17 protein-coding genes are annotated in these 20431 nt (G+C 74.2%); 10 read left to right on the top strand and 7 right to left on the bottom strand.

Annotated features, from left to right (window positions below; translation table 11 throughout):
- Positions 1 to 23 precede the first annotated feature (23 nt).
- Complete coding sequence (locus tag ACZ514_RS11540) at positions 24 to 1670, bottom strand: Stk1 family PASTA domain-containing Ser/Thr kinase (RefSeq protein ID WP_468163919.1); 1647 nt, start codon at positions 1668 to 1670, stop codon at positions 24 to 26.
- A gap of 225 nt (positions 1671 to 1895) precedes the next feature.
- Here ACZ514_RS11540 and ACZ514_RS11535 point away from each other — a divergent pair, with 225 nt between their 5' ends.
- The gene (locus ACZ514_RS11535) at positions 1896 to 3515 is read left to right on the top strand and encodes a protein kinase domain-containing protein (protein WP_468163917.1); all 1620 of its coding nucleotides are present in this window, start codon (positions 1896 to 1898) and stop codon (positions 3513 to 3515) included.
- A 64-nt stretch (positions 3516 to 3579) separates the two neighbouring features.
- On the opposite strand, the gene ACZ514_RS11530 is transcribed toward ACZ514_RS11535, so the two are convergent.
- Both ACZ514_RS11530 and ACZ514_RS11525 read right to left on the bottom strand, forming a co-directional pair.
- Complete coding sequence (locus ACZ514_RS11530; protein ID WP_468163915.1) at positions 3580 to 4023, bottom strand: pyridoxamine 5'-phosphate oxidase family protein; 444 nt, start codon at positions 4021 to 4023, stop codon at positions 3580 to 3582.
- 226 nt (positions 4024 to 4249) lie between these two features.
- Complete coding sequence (locus tag ACZ514_RS11525) at positions 4250 to 4909, bottom strand: response regulator (RefSeq protein ID WP_469124611.1); 660 nt, start codon at positions 4907 to 4909, stop codon at positions 4250 to 4252.
- A gap of 325 nt (positions 4910 to 5234) precedes the next feature.
- On the opposite strand from ACZ514_RS11525, the gene pdhA reads away from it, so the two are divergent.
- The 5 genes from pdhA (at position 5235) to ACZ514_RS11500 (ending at position 10845) form a co-directional block, all read left to right on the top strand.
- Entirely contained in the window at positions 5235 to 6443 is a 1209-nt protein-coding gene (gene pdhA, locus ACZ514_RS11520; RefSeq protein ID WP_469124610.1) for a pyruvate dehydrogenase (acetyl-transferring) E1 component subunit alpha, read from the top strand.
- Entirely contained in the window at positions 6443 to 7423 is a 981-nt protein-coding gene (locus ACZ514_RS11515) for an alpha-ketoacid dehydrogenase subunit beta (protein WP_388932973.1), read from the top strand. Before pdhA ends, ACZ514_RS11515 begins: the two co-directional genes overlap by 1 nt.
- 13 nt (positions 7424 to 7436) lie before the next feature.
- A complete protein-coding gene (locus ACZ514_RS11510; protein ID WP_468163909.1) occupies positions 7437 to 8942 on the top strand; it encodes a dihydrolipoamide acetyltransferase family protein in 1506 nt (501 codons plus the stop codon).
- Positions 8943 to 9124: 182 nt separating this feature from the next.
- Positions 9125 to 10063 carry a GNAT family N-acetyltransferase gene (locus tag ACZ514_RS11505; RefSeq protein ID WP_468163907.1) on the top strand — a complete coding sequence of 313 codons (939 nt, stop codon included), beginning with the start codon at positions 9125 to 9127 and terminating at the stop codon, positions 10061 to 10063.
- 17 nt (positions 10064 to 10080) lie between these two features.
- Complete coding sequence (locus tag ACZ514_RS11500; RefSeq protein ID WP_468163904.1) at positions 10081 to 10845, top strand: hypothetical protein; 765 nt, start codon at positions 10081 to 10083, stop codon at positions 10843 to 10845.
- A 21-nt stretch (positions 10846 to 10866) separates the two neighbouring features.
- On the opposite strand, the gene ACZ514_RS11495 is transcribed toward ACZ514_RS11500, so the two are convergent.
- A complete protein-coding gene (locus tag ACZ514_RS11495; protein WP_468163902.1) occupies positions 10867 to 11553 on the bottom strand; it encodes a TetR/AcrR family transcriptional regulator in 687 nt (228 codons plus the stop codon).
- A 266-nt stretch (positions 11554 to 11819) separates the two neighbouring features.
- On the opposite strand from ACZ514_RS11495, the gene ACZ514_RS11490 reads away from it, so the two are divergent.
- Positions 11820 to 13238: a DHA2 family efflux MFS transporter permease subunit gene (locus ACZ514_RS11490; protein ID WP_469124609.1), complete on the top strand. Its 1419-nt coding sequence runs from the start codon at positions 11820 to 11822 to the stop codon at positions 13236 to 13238.
- Positions 13239 to 13258: 20 nt separating this feature from the next.
- On the opposite strand, the gene ACZ514_RS11485 is transcribed toward ACZ514_RS11490, so the two are convergent.
- Positions 13259 to 13672: a PPOX class F420-dependent oxidoreductase gene (locus ACZ514_RS11485; RefSeq protein WP_468163898.1), complete on the bottom strand. Its 414-nt coding sequence runs from the start codon at positions 13670 to 13672 to the stop codon at positions 13259 to 13261.
- Between the two features lie 74 nt (positions 13673 to 13746).
- Positions 13747 to 14949 carry a DUF1266 domain-containing protein gene (locus ACZ514_RS11480; protein WP_469124608.1) on the bottom strand — a complete coding sequence of 401 codons (1203 nt, stop codon included), beginning with the start codon at positions 14947 to 14949 and terminating at the stop codon, positions 13747 to 13749.
- Between the two features lie 245 nt (positions 14950 to 15194).
- On the opposite strand from ACZ514_RS11480, the gene ACZ514_RS11475 reads away from it, so the two are divergent.
- The gene (locus ACZ514_RS11475) at positions 15195 to 15416 is read left to right on the top strand and encodes a hypothetical protein (RefSeq protein WP_468163894.1); all 222 of its coding nucleotides are present in this window, start codon (positions 15195 to 15197) and stop codon (positions 15414 to 15416) included.
- 168 nt (positions 15417 to 15584) lie between these two features.
- Positions 15585 to 17471, top strand: coding sequence for a hypothetical protein (locus ACZ514_RS11470; protein ID WP_469124607.1), 1887 nt, complete (start codon positions 15585 to 15587; stop codon positions 17469 to 17471).
- 34 nt (positions 17472 to 17505) lie between these two features.
- On the opposite strand, the gene ACZ514_RS11465 is transcribed toward ACZ514_RS11470, so the two are convergent.
- On the bottom strand, positions 17506 to 18768 hold the full coding sequence (locus ACZ514_RS11465) for a serine hydrolase domain-containing protein (RefSeq protein WP_468163890.1): 1263 nt from the start codon (positions 18766 to 18768) through the stop codon (positions 17506 to 17508).
- 382 nt (positions 18769 to 19150) lie between these two features.
- Here ACZ514_RS11465 and ACZ514_RS11460 point away from each other — a divergent pair, with 382 nt between their 5' ends.
- A complete protein-coding gene (locus ACZ514_RS11460; RefSeq protein ID WP_469124606.1) occupies positions 19151 to 20371 on the top strand; it encodes an FAD-dependent monooxygenase in 1221 nt (406 codons plus the stop codon).
- Positions 20372 to 20431 lie beyond the last annotated feature (60 nt).

Genomic DNA, 20431 nt, shown 5'->3' with positions numbered 1-20431 from the left:
GCCGCCAGGACCACCGGTACCGCCTACTGCGGGTTCCCGGTGGACACGACCAGCGTGAACTCCGTGCCCTCCTTGGCCACGTCGGTCCCGGAAGCCGGCAACTGCTCCAGCACGGTGTCCTGGCCGTAGACGGCCTCGTCGCGCTCCTGGATGGCGAACCTCCAGCCCGCGGCCTGGATGCATTCCTTGACCGAGCGCAGGTTCTTGTACCGGAAGTCCGGGGCCACGACCTTGGTGGCGTCCTTGTAGGACTTCGTCGGGCTCTTGCACTTCTCCACGTCGATGGTGCGCGACGGGTCCGGACCCTTGTGGCCGGCCACCGCGGAACCGGACGCGGACGCCGAAGCGGACGGGGACGCGCCCTTGCCCTTGTCGTCGTCGTCCATGTTCAGCACCGCGACCAGGCCGCCGATGGCCAGCAGGGCCACCGCGACGGCTCCGGCCACGACCGGCGTGTTCCGCTTGCCGCCGCCCGAGGAGGCCGCCGGGGCGGGCGTCGGCGAGATGGTGAACGGCGGCGGGGTCTGCGGCGCGTACTGCTGCTGCGCCACGGGCGCCGGGGTGTGCGGGTAGGCGTAACCGCCCTGCTGCTGCGCCTGCTGCGGAGCGTACGGGGACGGCGGCGGGGTCTGGGCCTGGTACGGCTGCTGGAGCGACTGCGGCGGCGGCGACTGGAAGCCGGAGTCCACCGGCGGGAAGACGGCCGAGCCGACGCCCGCCCCGCTGCCGCCGACGGCGGCGTTGGGGACGATGGCCGGGGCCCCAGTGTGACCCGCGGACATCACGCGCATGATCTCGTCGCGCATGGCCGCGGCCGTGGGGAAGCGCTCGTTCGGGTTCTTCTTCAGCGCCCGCGCGACCAGCGCGTCCATCGCCGGGGTGATCGACCGGTTGACGGCCGACGGAGCCACCGGCTCCTCCTGGACGTGCGCGTACGCGATGGCCAGCGGCGAGTCCGCGTCGAAGGGGATCCGGCCCGTCAGCAGCTGGAACAGCATGATGCCCACGGAGTACAGGTCGGAGCGGGCGTCCACGCCGCGCCCCAGCGCCTGCTCGGGCGAGAGGTACTGGGGGGTGCCGACGACCATGCCGGTCTGCGTCATCGAGGTGACGCCCGACTGCATGGCACGGGCGATGCCGAAGTCCATCACCTTGACCACGCCGCGCTTGGTCATCATCACGTTGCCGGGCTTGATGTCGCGGTGCACCAGGCCCATCTCGTGACTGGTCTCCAGCGCCGCCAGCACGTCGGCCGTCACCTTCAGGGCCTTGTCCGCCGGCATGGCGCCGTACTGGCGCACGTCCGCGTCGAGGACCGAGCCGAGCGGCTGCCCCTCCACGTACTCCATGACGATGTACGGCATGACCGCCTCGTCGCCCCCGCCGGAGCCGAAGGTGACGGTTCCCTCGCCGGTGTCGAAGACCGAGACGATGTTGGTGTGCGACAGTTTCGCAACAGCCTGCGCTTCGCGCCGGAAGCGCTCGCGGAAGGACGCCTCGCGCCCGAGTTCGCTGTGCAGGGTCTTGATCGCGACCTGGCGGTCGAGCGCGGAGTCGTACGCGAGGTAGACCGAGGCCATGCCCCCCTCGCCCAGCAGATCCCTTAGCTGGTAACGGCCACCGGCCAGCGAGCCGCCTGCGTACCGGCCCTGCGTGCCGTCCTGGCTCATGACTGTTGCTTCCCCTCGGGCTGTTTCCCTACGCGTCTGGCTGAGCGCATGTCGCGCCCAGTCTGCCGGAGGGCAAGCACACGTCAAGCCGGTGCCCGCTGCGTGACCACGGGCCTACGGGGCGTCTGTAGCCGAACGGTGACCGGTTCGGAGGCTGTAGCGTTCATCGGAGCACCCGATGGGACCCACCGCTAGAGCGGACGAGAGAGACGACGGCGAGGACTGATGGCACCCGAACCCGAGGGAAACGGCGCCGGGATGGCCGACGGTCCTGAGCACTGGGGCGCGGGCGGTCTCGTGGGGGACGGCCGTTACCGGCTGACCCACCGCCTGGGCCGCGGCGGCATGGCGGAGGTGTTCGCGGCCGAGGACGTACGGCTGGGCCGCACCGTGGCCGTCAAGCTGCTCCGCGCCGACCTGGCCGAGGACCCGGTGTCCAAGGCCCGCTTCACCCGTGAGGCGCAGTCGGTCGCCGGCCTCAACCACCACGCCGTCGTCGCCGTGTACGACTCGGGCGAGGACCGGGTCGGCCCGAACGTGGTCCCGTACATCGTGATGGAGCTGGTCGAGGGCCGCACCATCCGCGAGCTGCTGATCAGTGCCGAGGCCCCGGGCCCGGAACAGGCGCTCATCATCGTCTCCGGCGTCCTCGAAGCGCTCGCGTACTCGCACCAGCACGGCATCGTGCACCGCGACATCAAGCCCGCCAACGTCATCATCACCAACACCGGCGCGGTGAAGGTGATGGACTTCGGCATCGCCCGCGCCCTGCACGGCGCGCAGTCGACGATGACCCAGACCGGCATGGTCATGGGCACCCCGCAGTACCTGTCGCCCGAGCAGGCCCTCGGCAAGGCCGTGGACCACCGCTCCGACCTGTACGCCACCGGCTGCCTGCTCTACGAACTGCTCGCGCTGCGGCCCCCCTTCACCGGCGAGACCCCGCTGTCGGTGGTCTACCAGCACGTCCAGGACGCGCCGGTGCCGCCCTCGCAGCTGCCCGAGGGCGGCTCCATCCCGCAGGAACTCGACGGTCTGGTCATGCGGTCGCTGGCCAAGGACCCGGACGACCGGTTCCAGAGCGCCGAGGAGATGCGCGGGCTCGTCCAGTACGCGCTCCAGATGCTCCAGGACCAGGGCGCGAACACCGGCACCTGGAACACCGGCCCCGTCACCATGACGCTCCCGCACGGCCAGCCGGGCGGCGCGCCCACCTCGGCGATGGGGCCCGCGCAGAACGGCGGCCCGCGCCAGCAGTACCCCGCGCACGCCACGACCTCGCAGTTCCAGCAGCCGATGGTTCCCCCGCTGAACCCGGACGACGGCACGGCGTTCCCCGGCGGCGGCAACCGGGGCCACGGCGGCGGCCAGGGCGGTCACGGCGGGTACGACGGCTACGACGGTTACGACGACCGCCGCCGCGGCGGTGCGTGGAAGGCGTGGCTCTTCGCGGTGCTGGCGGTCCTCGCGATCGCCGGCGGGGTCGCGTACGCCATCAAGACCGGCGGTCTCGGCGGCGGCGGTGGCGGGGGCGGCAACAAGCCGAAGACCACCGTGAGCACGCCCGGTGCCTCGCAGAGCAGCGGCGGCAGCACGGAGGAGACCCCGTCGGCCACCCCGAGCGCGGAGACGGGCCGCTCGCACACCGACGAGACCTACCAGCCGACCCCGGGCCGCACCAAGTACACGCCGAGCAGCACCCCGACGACGCCGAGCAGCACGCCGTCGGCGCAGAAGACGACACCGCCGGTGGAGCCGACCACGAAGCCCACGCCCCCGACGGACCCGCCGACCAAGCCGACGGCGCCCACGGGCGGCGGAGGAAGTCCCGCCAGCGAGGAATGACAGCACAGGCGAAAGGGCCCGGAGGAAGGAATTCCGCCGGGCCCTTTTCCTTGGTGAGGGCAGGTCACGAGGCGTGCTGGTACGGCCGGTCCGCTGAGCCCGCGCGGCTTTCCGGCACCGGGTTCCCGGTGAGGGTGTGCACGGATACGAGCTGGGGTTCGATGCGCAGGTGGACGGGGTCGAACACCTTCCCGTCCACGAAATGCGGAGCCGGTCCGAATAGTTCCAGTTCCGCGGTGGACGGCTCGACGAGTTGGGCCGTACCGGTGAACTGCACCGTCCACAGCGCGGCCTCGCCGGAATGGAAGTTGTCCGCCCCGTAGGCGACGACACTGCCGGCGCACGCCCGGTGGTAGCCGAAACCGGCGTGCATTCTCAGTACGACCCTGCCGTCCACCACGATGTGACGGGCGACGGCGAGGAAGGGGAGGGCGCGCATGCTGGTGGCGACCCGGCCGTACGGCACGCGGCGCAGCAGTTCGACGGCGTGGAGCTCCTCTGGGGACATGGAGCCACTGTCGGGCACCCGCGGAGCGCCCGGACAGGGGAGCACGCCCCCGATGACCGAGGACGTTGGTCCCGAATCGCCCCCGCCATCCCGGCGCACACGCCACGGCACACCCGGGTGCGGCGCGCTCGGGAACCGCTCGACGGGCGGTGCGGGCGCGGTCGAGCGGACCCGCCCCGCCGTCCCGGCCGGTGCGGGCCGGTCCCGGGGCGGCGCCGGAGGCGCCCTAGCGGCGCTCCGCCTGGAGGCGGGCCACGTACGCGGCGGCCTGCGAGCGGCGCTCCATGCCGAGCTTGGACAGCAGGCTGGAGACGTAGTTCTTGATGGTCTTCTCCGCCAGGTGCAGCCGCTCGCCGATGACCCGGTTGGTGAGGCCCTCGCCGATCAGGTCGAGGATCTTGCGCTCCTGCTCGGTGAGGTGCGAGAGCCGGTCGTCACCCTTGCCGTTGTTGCCGTCGCGCAGCCGCTCCAGCACGCGCGCGGTGGCCACGGGGTCCAGCAGCGACCTGCCGGCCGCCACGTCGCGCACGGCGCTGAGCAGCTCGTTCCCGCGGATCGCCTTGAGGACGTAGCCGGAGGCGCCCGCCATGATCGCGTCGAAGAGCGCCTCGTCGTCGGCGAAGGAGGTGAGCATCAGGCACTTGACGTCCTCGTCCTGCGAACGCACCTCGCGGCAGACCTCGACACCGCTGCCGTCCGGGAGGCGTACGTCGAGGACGGCGACGTCGGGGCGGGTGGCGGGGATGCGGACCAGCGCGTCGGCGGCGGTGCCGGCCTCACCGACGATCTCGATGTCCTCTTCGACCGACAAAAGCTCATGAACGCCCCGACGTACCACTTCGTGGTCGTCCAGGAGAAATACCTTGATTTTTCCGTCTTCGCGCACAAACTCATCTTCACACACTCACCTCTTCCCTGGCGCAGTTACCCGGGATAACGTGCCGTTGTTCCGGCCCCCTGCAAGGCTGTGACCAGTGGATGTTCCCCAGGCGGCCGATTTACTTGGATATCCAAGCAAAATCGCAGGTCAAACGGGGTTTCGCAGTTATGCGTCGCACTGGGTAACGTGCTGTGCGCAGGGCACTCGCCGGGGCACCTGTCACGCCTGAATCCGTCACATGCCGTGCACCCACCCCGTGTGCGGGTACGGATACAGGTGAGCCGCACTGGTCCCCGGAGAACCCGGGTGCCGGACCGACGGAGGAGCACACGTGACCGTGGAGAGCACTGCCGCGCGCAAGCCGCGACGCAGCAGCGGCACCAAGCGGGCGGCCGGCGCGGCGAGCGCCCGCAAGGCCGCCGCTGCCACCGCACAGCCGCACGACGCCGAGCCTCAGCTCGTACAACTGCTGACGCCCGAGGGTGAACGGGTCGAGGTCGAGGGCAACCCCGACATCGCCGAGTTCGCCCCCTTCGTCGCGGACATCACCACCGAGGACCTGCGGGCGCTGTACCGCGACATGGTCCTCACCCGCCGCTTCGACGGCGAGGCGACCGCCCTCCAGCGCCAGGGCGAGCTGGGCCTGTGGGCCTCGCTGCTGGGCCAGGAGGCCGCGCAGATCGGCTCCGGCCGGGCGCTGCGCGACGACGACTACGTCTTCCCGACCTACCGGGAGCACGGCGTGGCCTGGTGCCGCGGCGTCGACCCGACGAACCTGCTCGGCATGTTCCGCGGTGTGAACCACGGCGGGTGGGACCCGAACACCAACAACTTCCACCTGTACACGATCGTCATCGGCTCGCAGACGCTGCACGCCACCGGCTACGCCATGGGCGTGGCCAAGGACGGCGCCGACTCGGCGGTCATCGCGTACTTCGGCGACGGCGCGTCCAGCCAGGGCGACGTGGCCGAGGCCTTCACCTTCTCGGCCGTCTACAACTCCCCCGTGGTGTTCTTCTGCCAGAACAACCAGTGGGCGATCTCCGAGCCGACCGAGCGCCAGATGCGCGTGCCGCTCTACCAGCGCGCGCAGGGCTTCGGCTTCCCCGGCGTCCGCGTCGACGGCAACGACGTACTGGCCTGCCTGGCGGTCACCCGCTGGGCGCTGGACCGCGCCCGCCGCGGCGAGGGCCCGACCCTGGTCGAGGCGTTCACGTACCGCATGGGCGCCCACACCACCTCCGACGACCCGACCAAGTACCGGCTCGACGAGGAGACGGCGGCCTGGGAGGCGAAGGACCCGATCCTGCGCCTGAGGACCCACCTGCTGGCTTCCGGGGGTGCCGACGAGGCCTTCTTCGAGGAGCTGGAGGCCGAGAGCGAGGCCCTCGGCAAGCGGGTGCGCGAGGTCGTGCGCGCCATGCCCGACCCCGACACGATGGCGATCTTCGAGAACGTCTACGCGGACGGGCACGCGCTCGTCGACGAGGAGCGCGCCCAGTTCGCCGCCTACCTCGCGTCCTTCGAGGAGGGTCACTGATGGCTGTCGAGAAGATGTCGATCGCGAAGGCGCTCAACGAGTCCCTGCGCAAGGCCATGGAGACGGACCCCAAGGTCCTGGTCATGGGCGAGGACGTCGGCAAGCTGGGCGGTGTCTTCCGCATCACCGACGGACTCCAGAAGGACTTCGGAGAGGAGCGGGTCATCGACACCCCGCTCGCCGAGTCCGGCATCGTCGGCACCGCCATCGGCCTGGCCCTGCGCGGCTACCGGCCGGTCGTGGAGATCCAGTTCGACGGTTTCGTCTTCCCCGCGTACGACCAGATCGTCACGCAGCTCGCGAAGATGCACGCCCGCGCGCTCGGCAAGATCAAGCTGCCGGTCGTCGTGCGCATCCCGTACGCCGGCGGCATCGGCGCCGTCGAGCACCACAGCGAGTCCCCGGAGGCGCTCTTCGCGCACGTCCCCGGCCTGAAGGTGGTCTCGCCGTCGAACGCGAGCGACGCCTACTGGATGCTCCAGCAGGCGATCCTCAGCGACGACCCGGTGATCTTCTTCGAGCCGAAGCGCCGCTACTGGGACAAGGGCGAGGTCGACACCGAGGCCATCCCCGGCGAGCTGCACAAGGCGCGCGTCGCCCGCTCCGGCACCGACCTCACCCTGGCCGCGTACGGCCCGATGGTGAAGGTCTGCCTGGAGGCCGCCGCCGCGGCCGCCGAGGAGGGCAAGTCGGTGGAGGTCGTGGACCTGCGCTCGATGTCGCCCGTCGACTTCGACGGACTCCAGGCGTCGGTGGAGCGGACCCGCCGGCTCGTGGTCGTCCACGAGGCGCCGACCTTCCTGGGCATGGGCTCCGAGATCGCCGCCCGCATCACGGAGCGGTGCTTCTACCACCTGGAGGCCCCGGTGCTGCGCGTGGGCGGTTTCCACGCCCCGTACCCGCCGGCCCGCCTCGAGGACGAGTACCTGCCCGGCCTGGACAGGGTGCTCGACGCCGTCGACCGCTCGCTGGCGTACTGAGGAGAGCCCCGCCATGACGATCCGCGAATTCAAGATGCCCGACGTGGGCGAGGGCCTCACCGAGGCCGAGATCCTCAAGTGGTACGTCCAGCCGGGTGACACGGTCACCGACGGGCAGGTCGTCTGCGAGGTGGAGACGGCGAAGGCGGCCGTGGAGCTGCCGATCCCCTTCGACGGGGTGGTGCACGCGCTGCTCTTCGAGGAGGGCGTGACGGTCGACGTCGGCCAGGTCATCATCTCCGTCGAGACCGGTGACCCGGCGGGCGCCGCGGCCGAGGCCCCGGCCGCGGCGGCAGCCGCCGCCCCGGCGGGACCGGAGGCCGCCGGGGAGCCGGCGGCCGCGGCCCGCCAGCCCGTCCTGGTCGGCTACGGGGTCTCGCAGGCCTCGACCAAGCGCCGCCCGCGCAAGGCCCCCGCGGCCGCCGTCGCGGGGCAGAACGGGACGGCCGCCCCGGCCGTGCCCGCGGTTCCCGCCGCCGCCCCGGCCGTGGTTCCGGCGCAGCCGGCCCCCGCCGCCGCGCAGGCTCCGGGAGCCCCGGCCGGCGCCCAGCGGAACGGCACCGCGCTGCCGTCGGCGGAGCGTCCGCTGGCCAAGCCGCCCGTGCGCAAGCTCGCCAAGGACCTCGGCATCGACCTGGCCGCGGTGGTCCCCACCGGCGACGGCGGGGTCGTGACGCGGGAGGACGTGCACGCCGCCGCGGCGGCCGCGCTCGCCCCGCAGGCCGCTGCCCCGGTGACGGCCCCGGCGGCAGTGCCCGCGGCGGCACCCGCACCGGCCGCGGCCACGGCCGGGACGGCGCCGGCGTTCGAGGCGGGAGCACGGGAGACCCGTATCCCCGTCAAGGGCGTCCGCAAGGTCACCGCCCAGGCCATGGTCGGCTCCGCCTTCACCGCGCCGCACGTCACGGAGTTCATCACCCTCGACGTGACGCGCACGATGAAGCTGGTCCAGGAGCTGAAGGAGGACCCGGACCTCGCCGGTCTGCGGATCAACCCGCTGCTCCTGATCGCCAAGGCCGTCCTCATCGCCGTCCGCCGCAACCCGGAGGTCAACGCCTCCTGGGACGAGGCGGCCCAGGAGATCGTGCTCAAGCACTACGTCAACCTGGGGATCGCGGCGGCCACCCCGCGCGGCCTGATCGTCCCGAACATCAAGGACGCCCACGCCAAGAGCCTGGCGGAGCTGTCGACGGGCCTGTCCGAGCTGGTCGCCACGGCCCGCGAGGGCAAGACCTCCCCGGCCGACATGCAGAACGGCACCCTCACCATCACCAACGTCGGCGTCTTCGGCGTCGACACCGGTACGCCCATCCTGAACCCCGGCGAGTCCGCGATCCTCGCGGTCGGCGCGATCAAGCTCCAGCCGTGGGTCCACAAGGGCAAGGTGAAGCCGCGTCAGGTCACCACCCTGGCGCTGTCGTTCGACCACCGGCTCATCGACGGCGAACTCGGCTCCAAGTTCCTCGCCGACATCGCGGCGGTCCTGGAACACCCGCGCCGGCTGATCACCTGGTCGTAGCGCACACGACCGGGCCGTGAGCGGTCCGGCCCGGTCGAGGCCCGTGCCGCCCGCCCGCGGCGCACGCGCCGGCACCCGCCGACGGCCGGTCCCCATCCCGGGGGACCGGCCGTCGGGCGTCGGGGCCCCGGCGGGCGGGAAACCCCTGGCCAACGCCACATCCCGGTGTGATCATCTGGCTGATGAGATTTCGCGCTGCCACAGCAGACCCCGCCGACCTCGACCGCGCCCTGGCCCACCCGGCCGACGGCCCCGTCACCGCACTGACCCCCGACCGGATCCGCGAGGAGCTCGCGGCGGGCCGGATGCGCCCCGAGTGGACCTGGTTCGCCGAGGACGCGGACGGCCGGATCCTGGCCCGCGCCCTGTGGTGGGGGCGCGCCGACAGCGAGCGGCCCGTCGCCCTCGACTGCCTCCAGGTCGCCGGCGCGGTCGCCGACCCGGCCGCCCTGGCCGCCGGCCTGCTGGAGGCCGGTCACGCCGCCTTCGGCAAGCGCCCCGGCTACCACGTCTCCCTGCCGCGCGACTGGCGCGCCGACCCCGGCCTGGCCGCGGCGGTGGCGTGGCGGCAGGAGGCCGCGCACCGGGCCGGACTGACGCGGGAGATCGAGCGGCTGCGCTACGAGTGGACCCCGGCCGCCGGGACACCGGAGCCGACGGGCCGGCTCGTCTTCCGCGAGGGCGGCGACGAGGAGTTCCTCGACGTCTTCGCCCGGCTCTCGCGCGGCAGCCTCGACCTGGCCACGCGGCACGAACTCGACAGCATGAGCGAGGAGGAACTGGCCCGCGAGGACTTCGCGTTCTACCGCGACTGCCCCGGCGAGCGCTCCTGGTGGCGCCTGGCCCACCTCCCCGACGGGACCCTCGCCGGGATGGCCCTGCCCTCCGCGACCCCCTACCACCGCAACGTCGGCTACCTGGGGATCGTCCCCGAGCAGCGCGGCAAGGGCCTGATCGACGAGGTCCTCGCCGAGATCACCCGTTTCCACGCCTCGGAGGGCGCCGAGCGCGTCACGGCGACCACCGACACCGTCAACCTCCCGATGGCCGCGGCCTTCGACCGGGCCGGCTACGAGGTCACCGAGATCCGTCTCGTCCTGGAGGCACCGCCCGGGAACTGAGGCGGTAGCCTCCCGGGATGCCGATCGCCGAGTTGCAGGTGTACGACGTGGAGGAGGCCGACGTCACCGGTGGGGTGTGCCTCGTACGGTGCGTCGGCGGGGTGGCGCGGGCCGGACAGGTGTACGCGGCCGGCCAGTCGCGGGTCTGGCTGCGTGCGATAGAGCGGCACGGGCGCGACGTCGGCTCCTTCGGCGCCGGGCACACCGCCCGGGTCCGCCTCGCGGGGGCCGTCGTCGCGCTGCTCGGCCGCGGCCAGGTGCTGACCTGCGTACCGCCCGACGGGCACGGCCTGGCGGAGCTGGAGGCCTGGCTGGCCACCGGGCCGCCGCTGACGGACGAGCCGCGCCCGCGCACCCTGCGCGGCCTCGCGGTGGGCGGGATGCAGGACGCGCTGCTGCCGGACGGGACGCGGCTGCGCTGGGGCCGGGTGGCGCAGGCGGCGGCGTACCGCTGCGCGGCGGCGGAGGGCGCGTCCGATCTGGTCCGGGGGATCGAGCTGGCCTTCGTACGCGGCTACCTGCTGCGGGAGTTCGGGCCCGGGCCGGGCGGCGACCCGGCCGCGGTGTGCCGGGATTCGCTCGCGCTCGTCGACCTCACTCCGGCGGAGGCGGCCGCGCGGGCGCGCGTCTGGCGCGAGCTGCCGCGCGCGGAGATCGTGCACCTGCGCCACCTCAAGATCCTGCTGCGGTGGACGGGCGCCGCCCGGCCGTATCTGGTGGACGGCGATCCGTCGGCGGTGGCGCTGGACGCCTGGTCGCGGATCCGTCCGGTCCTGCCGTAGACCCGGTCGGGGCGGGGGTCGTCATCCGGCCCGGTAGGCGCGCAGGAAGGCCGAGACCCCGCCGGTCAGCAGCCGCTCGGTCTCCTCCTCGGACAGGGGCAGGAGGCCGTAGTGGGACTCCTGCACGATCTGCTGCGCGGACAGTGCCGTGAAGTGGGTGCCCGCCAGTTCGGCGTCGCCGTGCACGTCGATCAGCCCGGCGGCCGCGAGGCCCTCCATCGCCTCGGCGAGGGCGCGGGCGACCGGGCGCGGTCCGGCGTCCTTCCACGCCTCCAGCACCTCGGCGGGCACGTGGTTGACCTCGGCGTGGATGTGCCGGACCAGCGCGAAGTGGTCGGAGTGCTCGGACATCGTGCGGACCAGCGCGCGGGCGAGGGCCGTCAGATCGCGTTCCAGATGGTCCGGATGGGGCGGCCGCGCGGGGTCGAGCAGGGCGCGCACCTTCGCGGTGTGGGCGTCGCGCACCTCGCCCGAGGTCCACGTGACGACGGTGGCGAAGAGCTCCGCCTTGCCCCCGGGGAAGTGGTTGTAGAGGGTCCGGGTGGAGACGCCGGCGGCCTCGGCGAGCGCGTCGACGGAGGCGCGCGCGTACCCCTCGCGGCCGAAGAGGGGGCAGGCCGCTTTCGCCAGGGCGATCCGCTTCGCGAGCTTTCGCGGCGGGACGTCGCGCTGTACGTCTTCTGTCCGGGTGCCGTTGCTGGCGGCCACGCCTGCCTCCTTCGTCCTTACAACGACCGTTGCAGCTATTGCAACGGCCGTTGTAGCTTGCCGGGGTGGAGGCCGCACCGGGCGGCGCTCCGCTGTCCAAGGGAGATCATCATGTCTGCCGCCGAAACAGTCCCGGACGAGCCGCTGCGCGCGGCCGTCACCCAGAGCCCCGCCGGGAACCCGCCCGGACGTCCGGACCGGCGCGGGCGTGCCCCGCGGGCCGCCGCCGCCACGCCGCCCCACGAGGCCCGGGGGAGCCGGACGCCATGACCGCAGCGACCCCCGCGTCCTCCTCGACCGACCGCCCCGCGGCCCCGCCCGCCGGGGCGGGGCCGTTAGGGAGGACCGTCGCCGTCGTCATCACCGGCTCGGTGATGGCGGTCCTCGACATGACCATCGTCAACGTGGCCCTCGGCCGGCTCTCCGACGCCTTCCACGCCCCGCTGGAGACCATCCAGTGGACCGCCACCGCCTACACCCTCGCACTGGCCGCCGTGATACCGGCCGCGGCCTGGGCCATGGGCCGGATCGGCGCCAAGCGCACGTACCTGACCGCCCTCGTCCTCTTCACCCTGGGCTCCCTGCTCGCCGCCTGCGCGTGGAGCGCGGGCAGCCTGATCGCCTTCCGCGCCCTCCAGGGGCTGGGCGGCGGACTGCTGATGCCCGTCGGCATGACCATGGTCATGCGGACCGCCGACCGGGCCCGGCTGGGACGGGCGATGGCCCTGCTCGGGCTGCCGATCCTGGTCGGACCGGTCGCCGGCCCGGTCATCGGCGGCCGGCTGATCGACTCCGCCCCCTGGCAGTGGATCTTCCTGATCAACCTGCCCGTCGGAGCGGCCGCCCTGCTGCTCGCGGCGAGACTCCTGCGGCCCGACGGCCCCGCCGACCCGGCGTCGGCGCCCCGGCTGGACGCCGCCGGGCTGCTGATGCTCTCCCCGGGCCTCGCCCTGCTGCTGTTCGGGCTGTCCCGGGGCGGCGAGGGCGGCGACTTCACCGCCCCCGGCGTGCTGCTGCCCACCGTCGCCGGCGCGGCCCTCGCCGCCGGCTTCGTACGGCGTGCCCTGCGGGTCCGCGAGCCGCTGCTGGACCTGCGGCTGCTGCGCGACCGGACCTTCGCCGCCGGGATCGCCACCCTCGCCCTCTTCACCTGCGGCTACTTCGGGTCGATGCTGCTGGCCCCGATGTACTGGCAGCAGGCGCGCGGCATGAGCGCCGGCGCGGCCGGGCTGCTCGTCGCCCCCGTCGGGCTCGCCGTCGGCCTGGTCATGCAGATCGCCTCGCGGCGCGTCGACAAGGTCTCGCCGCGCGGCCTGATCGCCGCCGGCGCGGTCGTGGGGGCCCTCGGCATGCTCGGGTCGGCCCTGCTGACCGGCACCCCCGGGGCTCCGGTCTGGCAGGTGGTCGGCGCGGCGGTGGTCATGGGCGTCGGCTCCGGCATGGTGCTGATGCCGGCGATGACCACCGCGAGCCGGGACCTGCCCGGCGGGCGGATGGCCTCCGCGAGCACCGCCCTGAGCATCAACTCCCAGCTGTGGGCCTCCGTGGGGACGGCCCTGCTCTCCGTCCTCCTCGGCGGGGCGGGCCCCGGCCCGTCCGGCTTCCGCCTCGCGTACGGGGCCGCGGCGGTGCTGCTGGCGCTGTCCGTGGTCCCGGCGCTGCGCCTGCCGGGCCGGCGGGCGTAGCCCCCTGGCCCCGCCCGGCCTCAGGCCTTCGCGGCGTTGCCGAGCACCTTGGAGGGGGTGATGCGCACGACGACGCGTACGGCCCCGTCGGAGGTGTCCCGGTACTCCTCGCCGCCGCCCGGGCCCAGGTACTCCTCGGCGATGCGGACGGCGACCGTCCGGCCGGTGTCCTCGGTGAGGGTGGCGGTGCCGCGTATCTCCGCGTACAGGTACGGGTTGGCCAGGTCGAAGACGGTCAGGCCGACCCGCGCGTCACGGGCGATGTTCCGCTCCTTGCGGCGGCCGCGCTCGGTGGAGACGAGCAGGTCGTCACCCTCCCGGGAGACCCACACCACCGAACTCTGCGGGCTGCCGTCCGGGTTCAGGGTGGCCAGGACCGCGGGGTGGGGGGAGTCGAGGAGCCGGCGTACGGCTTCGTTCAGGACAAGGGTCATGGAGGCGAGGGTAACGGGCACCCGTACCGGCGCCGAGGTCCTCGCGGCGGGGCCCGGCTACTACCCGAAGTCGGTCATTCCCAGGGGATGTTGAGGTACGGGCTCGCCGGATCCGTGGTCAGGGTGAGGTGGGTGGCGAGCGAGGAGCCGTACCAGCGCCCGAACTCCTCCTCGTCGAAGTGCAGGCAGCGCCCCAGCGCGTACCCGGCGGAGAACTCCTCCCACGACCGGTACGCGCCCCGGGCGGCCGCGCCCGCCCGGAGCACCGCCCGTTCGGCGTCCTCCAGGGTGCCGTACCGGGTGGCGACGCCCCAGCGGGCCATCTGGGAGGCCCGGCCGTGGTCCCAGGCGTGCACCGAGCGCACCCAGCCGTCCTCGGGGAGCAGCCCGTCGGCCCGGAACCGCTGCTCGTAGCGGGCTATCCGGCCGATGAGCCGCCGCACCCCGGCGATCTCCCCCTCGACCTCCGCGACGGGACGCGGGGCGGCGACCGTCACCCCGTCGGGGGTGAGCTGCGGTTCGGCGGCGATCTCGGCGCCGCGCCGCAGGCTCGCCTCGGCGGCGTGGCGCCAGTGCTCGACGTCGACGGGGCCGGCGAAGCCGGAGGCGAGGACGCGGCGCACGCGCAGCGCGTACTCCCAGACCGGGCTGACGATCTCGGCGTTCAGCATCCGCTGGAGCACCTCGAGCCAGCCGGCGGTACCGGTGACGCCCCACGCCTTGCGCAGGCGCTCGCGCTCGTGGGTGTAGCCGTTGCCGTGGTGGGCGAGGGCGTTCCAGAACTCCCCGTTGGAGACGGCGAGGTGGGCCCCGACGGCCAGCCCGTGCGCGACGGGCCCGTGCAGCGGCCCGCCGGCGTGCAGGGCGTGCAGGGTGCCGGGGGTGAGGCCCCAGGTGGCCGCGGCGTCCCAGTGCGCGCGCCAGCGGGCCCGGTCGGCGGGGGTGGTGGTCAGGTACGCCTCGGCGGGCGTGCCCGGGTTCACGGCGAGGTGGGCGGGGTCCCGGTGGTCCCAGGCGTTCGCGAACCAGGCGAGGCTCTGGCGCAGGAACACGGTGTGCGCGTCGGGGACGGGCAGCACGCCCCGGGTGTACACGGCGAGCCCGGCCGGGCCGGGGTGGAAGCGGGCCGCCCGCGGATCGGCGTCGACCTGGGCCCTGGGCTGGGGCAGGAACAGCTCGGCGCGGGCGAGGGCGTCCAGGTACGCGGACCAGTCGCCGCGCCGCTTCGCCCCGTACAGCTCCCTCTCGATCGCACTCGGCGCTGTCCAGCCATCCATACGGGGACCCTATACGGGCCTCGGGAGCCCGCCCCGGCCGCACGGTGGCGGTGTGCGGCCGGAGGGAGGGGCGTGGGGAACCGCCGGGTACGCCCCGGGCGTTCGGGCCCGCCCTTTGAGACGTCCGTGAGACTCCGGGCGGCCTTCCCGCTCGTAACGTCGGTGGAGTCCGCCTCTGACGCAAGGGGGCAGAGGCCCACCCGCGAGGGTGTCGGGGATAGTGAGGGGAAAACATGATGCGACGGATGCGTACCGCACTGCTCGGGGGAGCGGTCGGCCTGGGCGCGCTGATGTTCGCCGCGGTTCCGGCTTCGGCGGCGCCCGCGCCGGCCGGGACGACGGGGAAGGTCGTACTGGCGGCCGACGCGGGCACCGCCCAGGTGGCCCGGGCCGCCGACTGCCGTTACGGCGGGTGGATCGAGTACTCCGACGGCACGGTGGTGCACGTCTACATCTGCGGTGAGTGACGTCCGGGGGTGAAGGACCGCTCCGGGAGGCCCCGGCCGACATGGCCCAGGCCTCCCGGAGCAGCCGGAACACCCTCGTCCGCCGCTGCCCCGCTCCTATCATCGTCAGCCCGGACCGTGCTCCACGGGTCCGAGCCGAGCCGGTGACCGAGGGGCGGGGGCCGCCACATGGGAAGAGCACCAGCCGAGCCCGCGTTAGCCAACGCCGGGCAAGCGGCCGTCAGGGACGCGGTGACGGCGCTCCTCGCGGGGGCGGGGCGGGGCGTCGTGGTCGACGTCGTCGGACCCTTCGGGTCCGGGAAGAGCACCCTGCTGACCGCACTCGCGGACGGGCTGCCGGTCGTCAGGGCCCGGCGGGACGACCCGGGCGACGAGCTGAGGGCCGCCCTGCGCGAGGCGTCCGGCGGCGCGCGGCCCGTCGTCCACGTGGACGACGCCGACGCGCCCGGCTTCATGGGCGTGCTGCGCGAGGAACTCCGCCGGGCGGGGCCCGGGGTGCACGTCGTGCTCGCCAGCGGACACCCGTTACCCGGCACGTCGACGGTCCCGGTCCCGCGGTGGACGGACGAGGAGGTCCGCGACCTGGCCGTCGCGCTCGGCGTCACCGCCGGGCTCGACCTGGTGGTCGCGCTGGCCGGGGGGCTGCCCCTGGTCGCGGGCGGGCTCAGCCGCGCGCTGCTCGCGCCGACCCCGCCGGACGTGCCGGGAGCCGTCGCCGACCGGGCGCTGCGCGAGGTCCTGGCCGAAGTCCCCCTGGACCGGCACCTGTCCGACGTGCTCGAAGCGCTGGCCGCCGTGGGCCGCGGGGACGAGGAACTGCTGGCCGGCCTGGTCGAACCACCGGACGGGCAGGACTGGTTCGCCGCGCTCACCGACCTCGCGCTGATCACGGCCACCGCGTGCGGGCCGGCGGTCGTCGAACCGTTCCGCACCCTCCTCGACCTCCGGTACCGCTGGCGCCGCCCGGTCGCGCACCGCGCCGCGATCACGCGGGCCGCTTCCCGCAACCTCCGCCTGCTGGACGCCACCGCCGACGACCGCCGCCGACGGGCCCTCGCGGTGCATGCGCTGTACCTGACCGACGACCCGGTCGTCCGGAGCACGCTGTTCCCGCCCGCGCCGGACGTGCCCGTCGTACGAGAGGCCCGGCCCGGTGACCACGAGCGGATCGCCGCGCTCGCCCACCAGTGGGCGCGCGGCGGCGGCCACAGCACCGCCCGTACCGGCCGGCTGCTCGACGGCTGGCTCCGGCACACCCCCGAGGGGTTCCGCGTGGTGTGCGACCCGGACGACCGGCCGGTGGGCATGAGCTACACACCGCTGCTCACCGACCTGGCGCTGGCGGTGATCGAGCCGGTGACCCGCCAGCACACCGACCGGCTGGCGGCCGGGGCCGGTGGGACGGGCGGGACGGACGGGGCGTTCATCGGGATGGCGGCGTGCGAGGACGGGCACCCGGGCGCGCACGCCGCACGGCTGCGCCGGATCCTGGCCGAGGGCATCGGGCAGCGGCGGATGGTGGTCGCCACGCCCTCGCCGGACTACCAGCAACTGGTGCGCAGGCTCGGCTTCGGCTTCGTCGGCACGGCCCGCCGCGAGCCCTCCGACGGCGGGCCGGGCGCGGAGATCCACGAGCTGGCGTTCCCCACCCCCGACGGCCTCGCCGCATGGCTGGGCCGCGTCGCCGCCACCGGTCCGGCCGGGCCCGTACCGCCGGACCTGCGGTGGTGCGCGGCCGAGGTCCGCAAGGCGCTGGAGGCCCTCCACGACCCGGCCCGCCTGGCCCGGAGCGCCCTGCTGGCCCTGGTCGCCACGGCGACCCCGCAGGGGCTGCGCGGGGCGCTGGCCGACGCCACGGCGGAGCTGATCGCCTCCGACGACCCGCCCACCGCCCAGGCGGGACGGATCCTGGACGCCTACTACGTACGCCGCCGCGCCGACCACGTGGGCGTCGCGCACCGCCTGCACCTGAGCCGCGCCACGTACTTCCGCCGGCTCGACCTCGGCCTGACCCGCGTCGCCGAGCGGATCCTCGCCGGGTACCGCGCGTCCTGAGAGCCGGCCCCTCCACGGCGGGACGGTGACGGGATCAGTCGCGCTTCGGGGCGGTCGGTTTGTGGCCCGGGTAGACGTGGTCCGGAGTGACGATGCCGGTGATCGCCTCACCGAAGAGGGTGCTCGGTTCCTGACCGTCGTGCAGGACGTCGGTGTTGAGGATGACGACGAGCGTCGCCCGCTCCTGCGGCAGGTAGACGCCGAGGCTCTCGTAGCCCGGCAGCGACCCGTTGTGCCCGATCCAGCCCTGGACGTCGAAGACGCCCAGGCCGTAGCCCGCGCCGGGAATGCCGGTGGAGGTGGTCTTCAGGCGCTCCGCCTGGGTCGCGGGCTTCAGGAGGGTTCCGGTGGCCAGGGTCTTCGCCCAGCTGCGCAGGTCCTCCATGGTGGAGATCATCGCGCCCGCCGCCCACGCCCAGGACGGGTCCCAGTCCGTCGAGTCGACGATGTCGCCGGAGGCCGACTGGTCGGTGTAGCCCTGCGCGTGCGGCTCGGGGAAGGCCGCGTCCGTGGGGAAGAGGGTGTGGCGCAGCCCCGCCGGTTCGATGACCTGCTCCCTGATGACCTGCTGGAGCGGCCGGCCGGTGACCTTCTCGATGACCAGGCCCAGCAGGACCAGATTGGTGTTGCAGTACTGGAACTTCGCGTTCGGCTCGAACTGGACCGGGTGCCTGAACGAGTAGTCCAGCAGCTGCCGCGGGGTGAAGGGGCGCGTGCCGTCGCTGGTGAGCGCCTTGTCGAACTCCTCGTCCTCGCTGTAGTTGAAGAGGCCGCTGCGCATGCCGGCCAGCTCGCGCAGGGTGATGCGGTCGCCGTTCGGCACGCCGGGGACGTACTTCCCGATGGGGTCGTCCAGTCCGGCCCTGCCCTGGTCGACCAGCCGCAGCAGGGCGGTGACGGTGAAGGTCTTGGTCTGGCTGCCGATGCGGGTGTAGAAGTCGGTCCGCATCGGCGCGCCGCTCTTCTTGTCGGCCACCCCGAACGTCCTGACGTAGCTGCCCTTGCCCGGCGCCCACAGCCCCACGATCACGCCCGGCACCTTCGCCTCGCGCAGGGTGTCCTGGATCGCCGCGTCGAGCTTCGCGGCGACCGCCGGGGTCAGTTCGGGGAAGTCCCGGCCGGTGTCCGGCGAGGGCGCGGACGGGGCAGGGGCGTACGGGGCGGCCGGCGCGGCGGCGGCCCGGGCCGGGGCCGGCGACCCGTACGCGGGGCCGGCGGCGGCCGGGGCGAGGAGCACACCGGCGGCGGCCACGGCCGTGCAGGCCCGGCGCAGCCGGATACGGGCGGTCGGCGTCATGGCACGGCCTCCTGTCGTCCGAGGAACCCGAGACCCCGAGGTTGCGACAAGGCGACAACGTACCCAGCCTAGGACCGCCGCCGCCGCTCCGCCCGGCGGACGCGGGGGCGCGGTACGGGGGGTACGGGGGGTGCGGGGCTGGTGCGGGGGGTGCGGCGCGGACGCGTCGGAGCGGGACGGGGCAAGGGGGGCGCCGCGTCCCGCTCCGAAGGTGATCGAGTATCCGATCGGGCGCCGCCGCGGTCCTTCCTGAGCCGCGGCGACCCGGTTCATGCTGGTCGCCGCCGCTGACGTACCGCTGACGTTCCGCTAACGCCCCCCGCGGCGCGGTCCGCTCAGTAGGCTGGCCGCCAGGGCGACTCGGCGGTGGCGGGGGGCGGTCATGCGGGGCGGAACGGTCGCGGTGGTCGGCGGGAGCATCGCCGGATGCGCCTTCGCCTCGGCGGCGGTACGCGCCGGGGCCGAACGGGTCGTCGTACTGGAGCGCACGCGCGGGCGGCTCGCGGACCGGGGGCTCGGCCTGTGCGTGCACGACGAACGCGCCGCCGAACTGGCCGCCGCCGGGGCGCTGCCCGGCGGGATCCCCGCGCACCGGCTGCTGCGGCGGCGGTGGGTGGTGCGCGACGCGGGGGCCGGGCCCGGCGGACGGCTCGTCTGGGAGCAGCCGTTCCCGTTCCACTCGTACCACTGGGGGCTGTTGTGGCGCGGGCTGCGCGAGGCGACGCCGCGGGAGGTCGTGTACCGGCAGGGCGTGACCGTCGCGGGCGTGGCCGGGGCGGGCGCGGCCGGGGACGCGGACGCGGCCGAGGTGCGGCTCGGGGACGGCTCCGTCGAGCGGTACGACCTGGCCGTCGGCGCGGACGGGTACCGCTCGGTGGTCCGGGAGGCGGTGGCGCCGGGAGCACGGCCGCGCTACGCCGGGTACGTGTGCTGGCGCGGCAACGTCGACGCGGCCGCGCTGGCGGGCGACGGCTCGCACCCCGACGCGGTGACCACGGTGTGCTACCCCGGCGGGAGCTGCGTCATCTACCGCATCCCCGGCCCCGGCGGGCCGCGCGTCAACTGGGTGCTCTACGCGCCGCCCCCGCGGGACGGGCGGCTGCGCCTCGACGACCCGACCAGTTTCCCGCCGGGCGCGCTCACCCCGGGCCTGCTGGAGCACCTGCGGGCCCTGCTGGAACGGGAGTTCCCGCCGTACTGGGGCCGGGCGCTGGCGCTCACCGACCCGGCGGACACCTTCGTGCAGCCCATCTACGACCTGGAGCCGGCGAGCACCACCGCCGGCCGGCTCCTGCTCGCCGGGGACGCGGCGACGGTGGTGCGCCCGCACACCACCAGCGGCGCCGCCAAGGCGCTCCAGGACGCCACCGCCTTCGGGGCCGCGTGGGCCGGGGCGGACACGTGGGAGGAACTGCTGCGGGCCTACCGGGCGGCCAGGGAGCCGGCCGGCCGGGAACTGGTCGCGCTGGCACGCCGGCTGGGGCGGGCCCAAGTGGAACGGACCCCGGACTGGGCGCGGATGAGCCGGGGCGAGGCGGAGGCGTGGTGGCGGGCGCAGCTCGCGGGGGCGCCGGGCATCGGCGGCCAGGCACTGCCGCGCTGACCCCGGGCCTCCGCCCGGTCCCCCGCTTCCGCGGCTGCGCCCCGGGCCCCGGTTTGGGGG

This window comes from Streptomyces sp. NPDC034086, from assembly GCF_055575515.1.
Note: the sequence above shows the minus strand (reverse complement) of the source record. Positions and strands in the feature narration are given on the sequence as shown.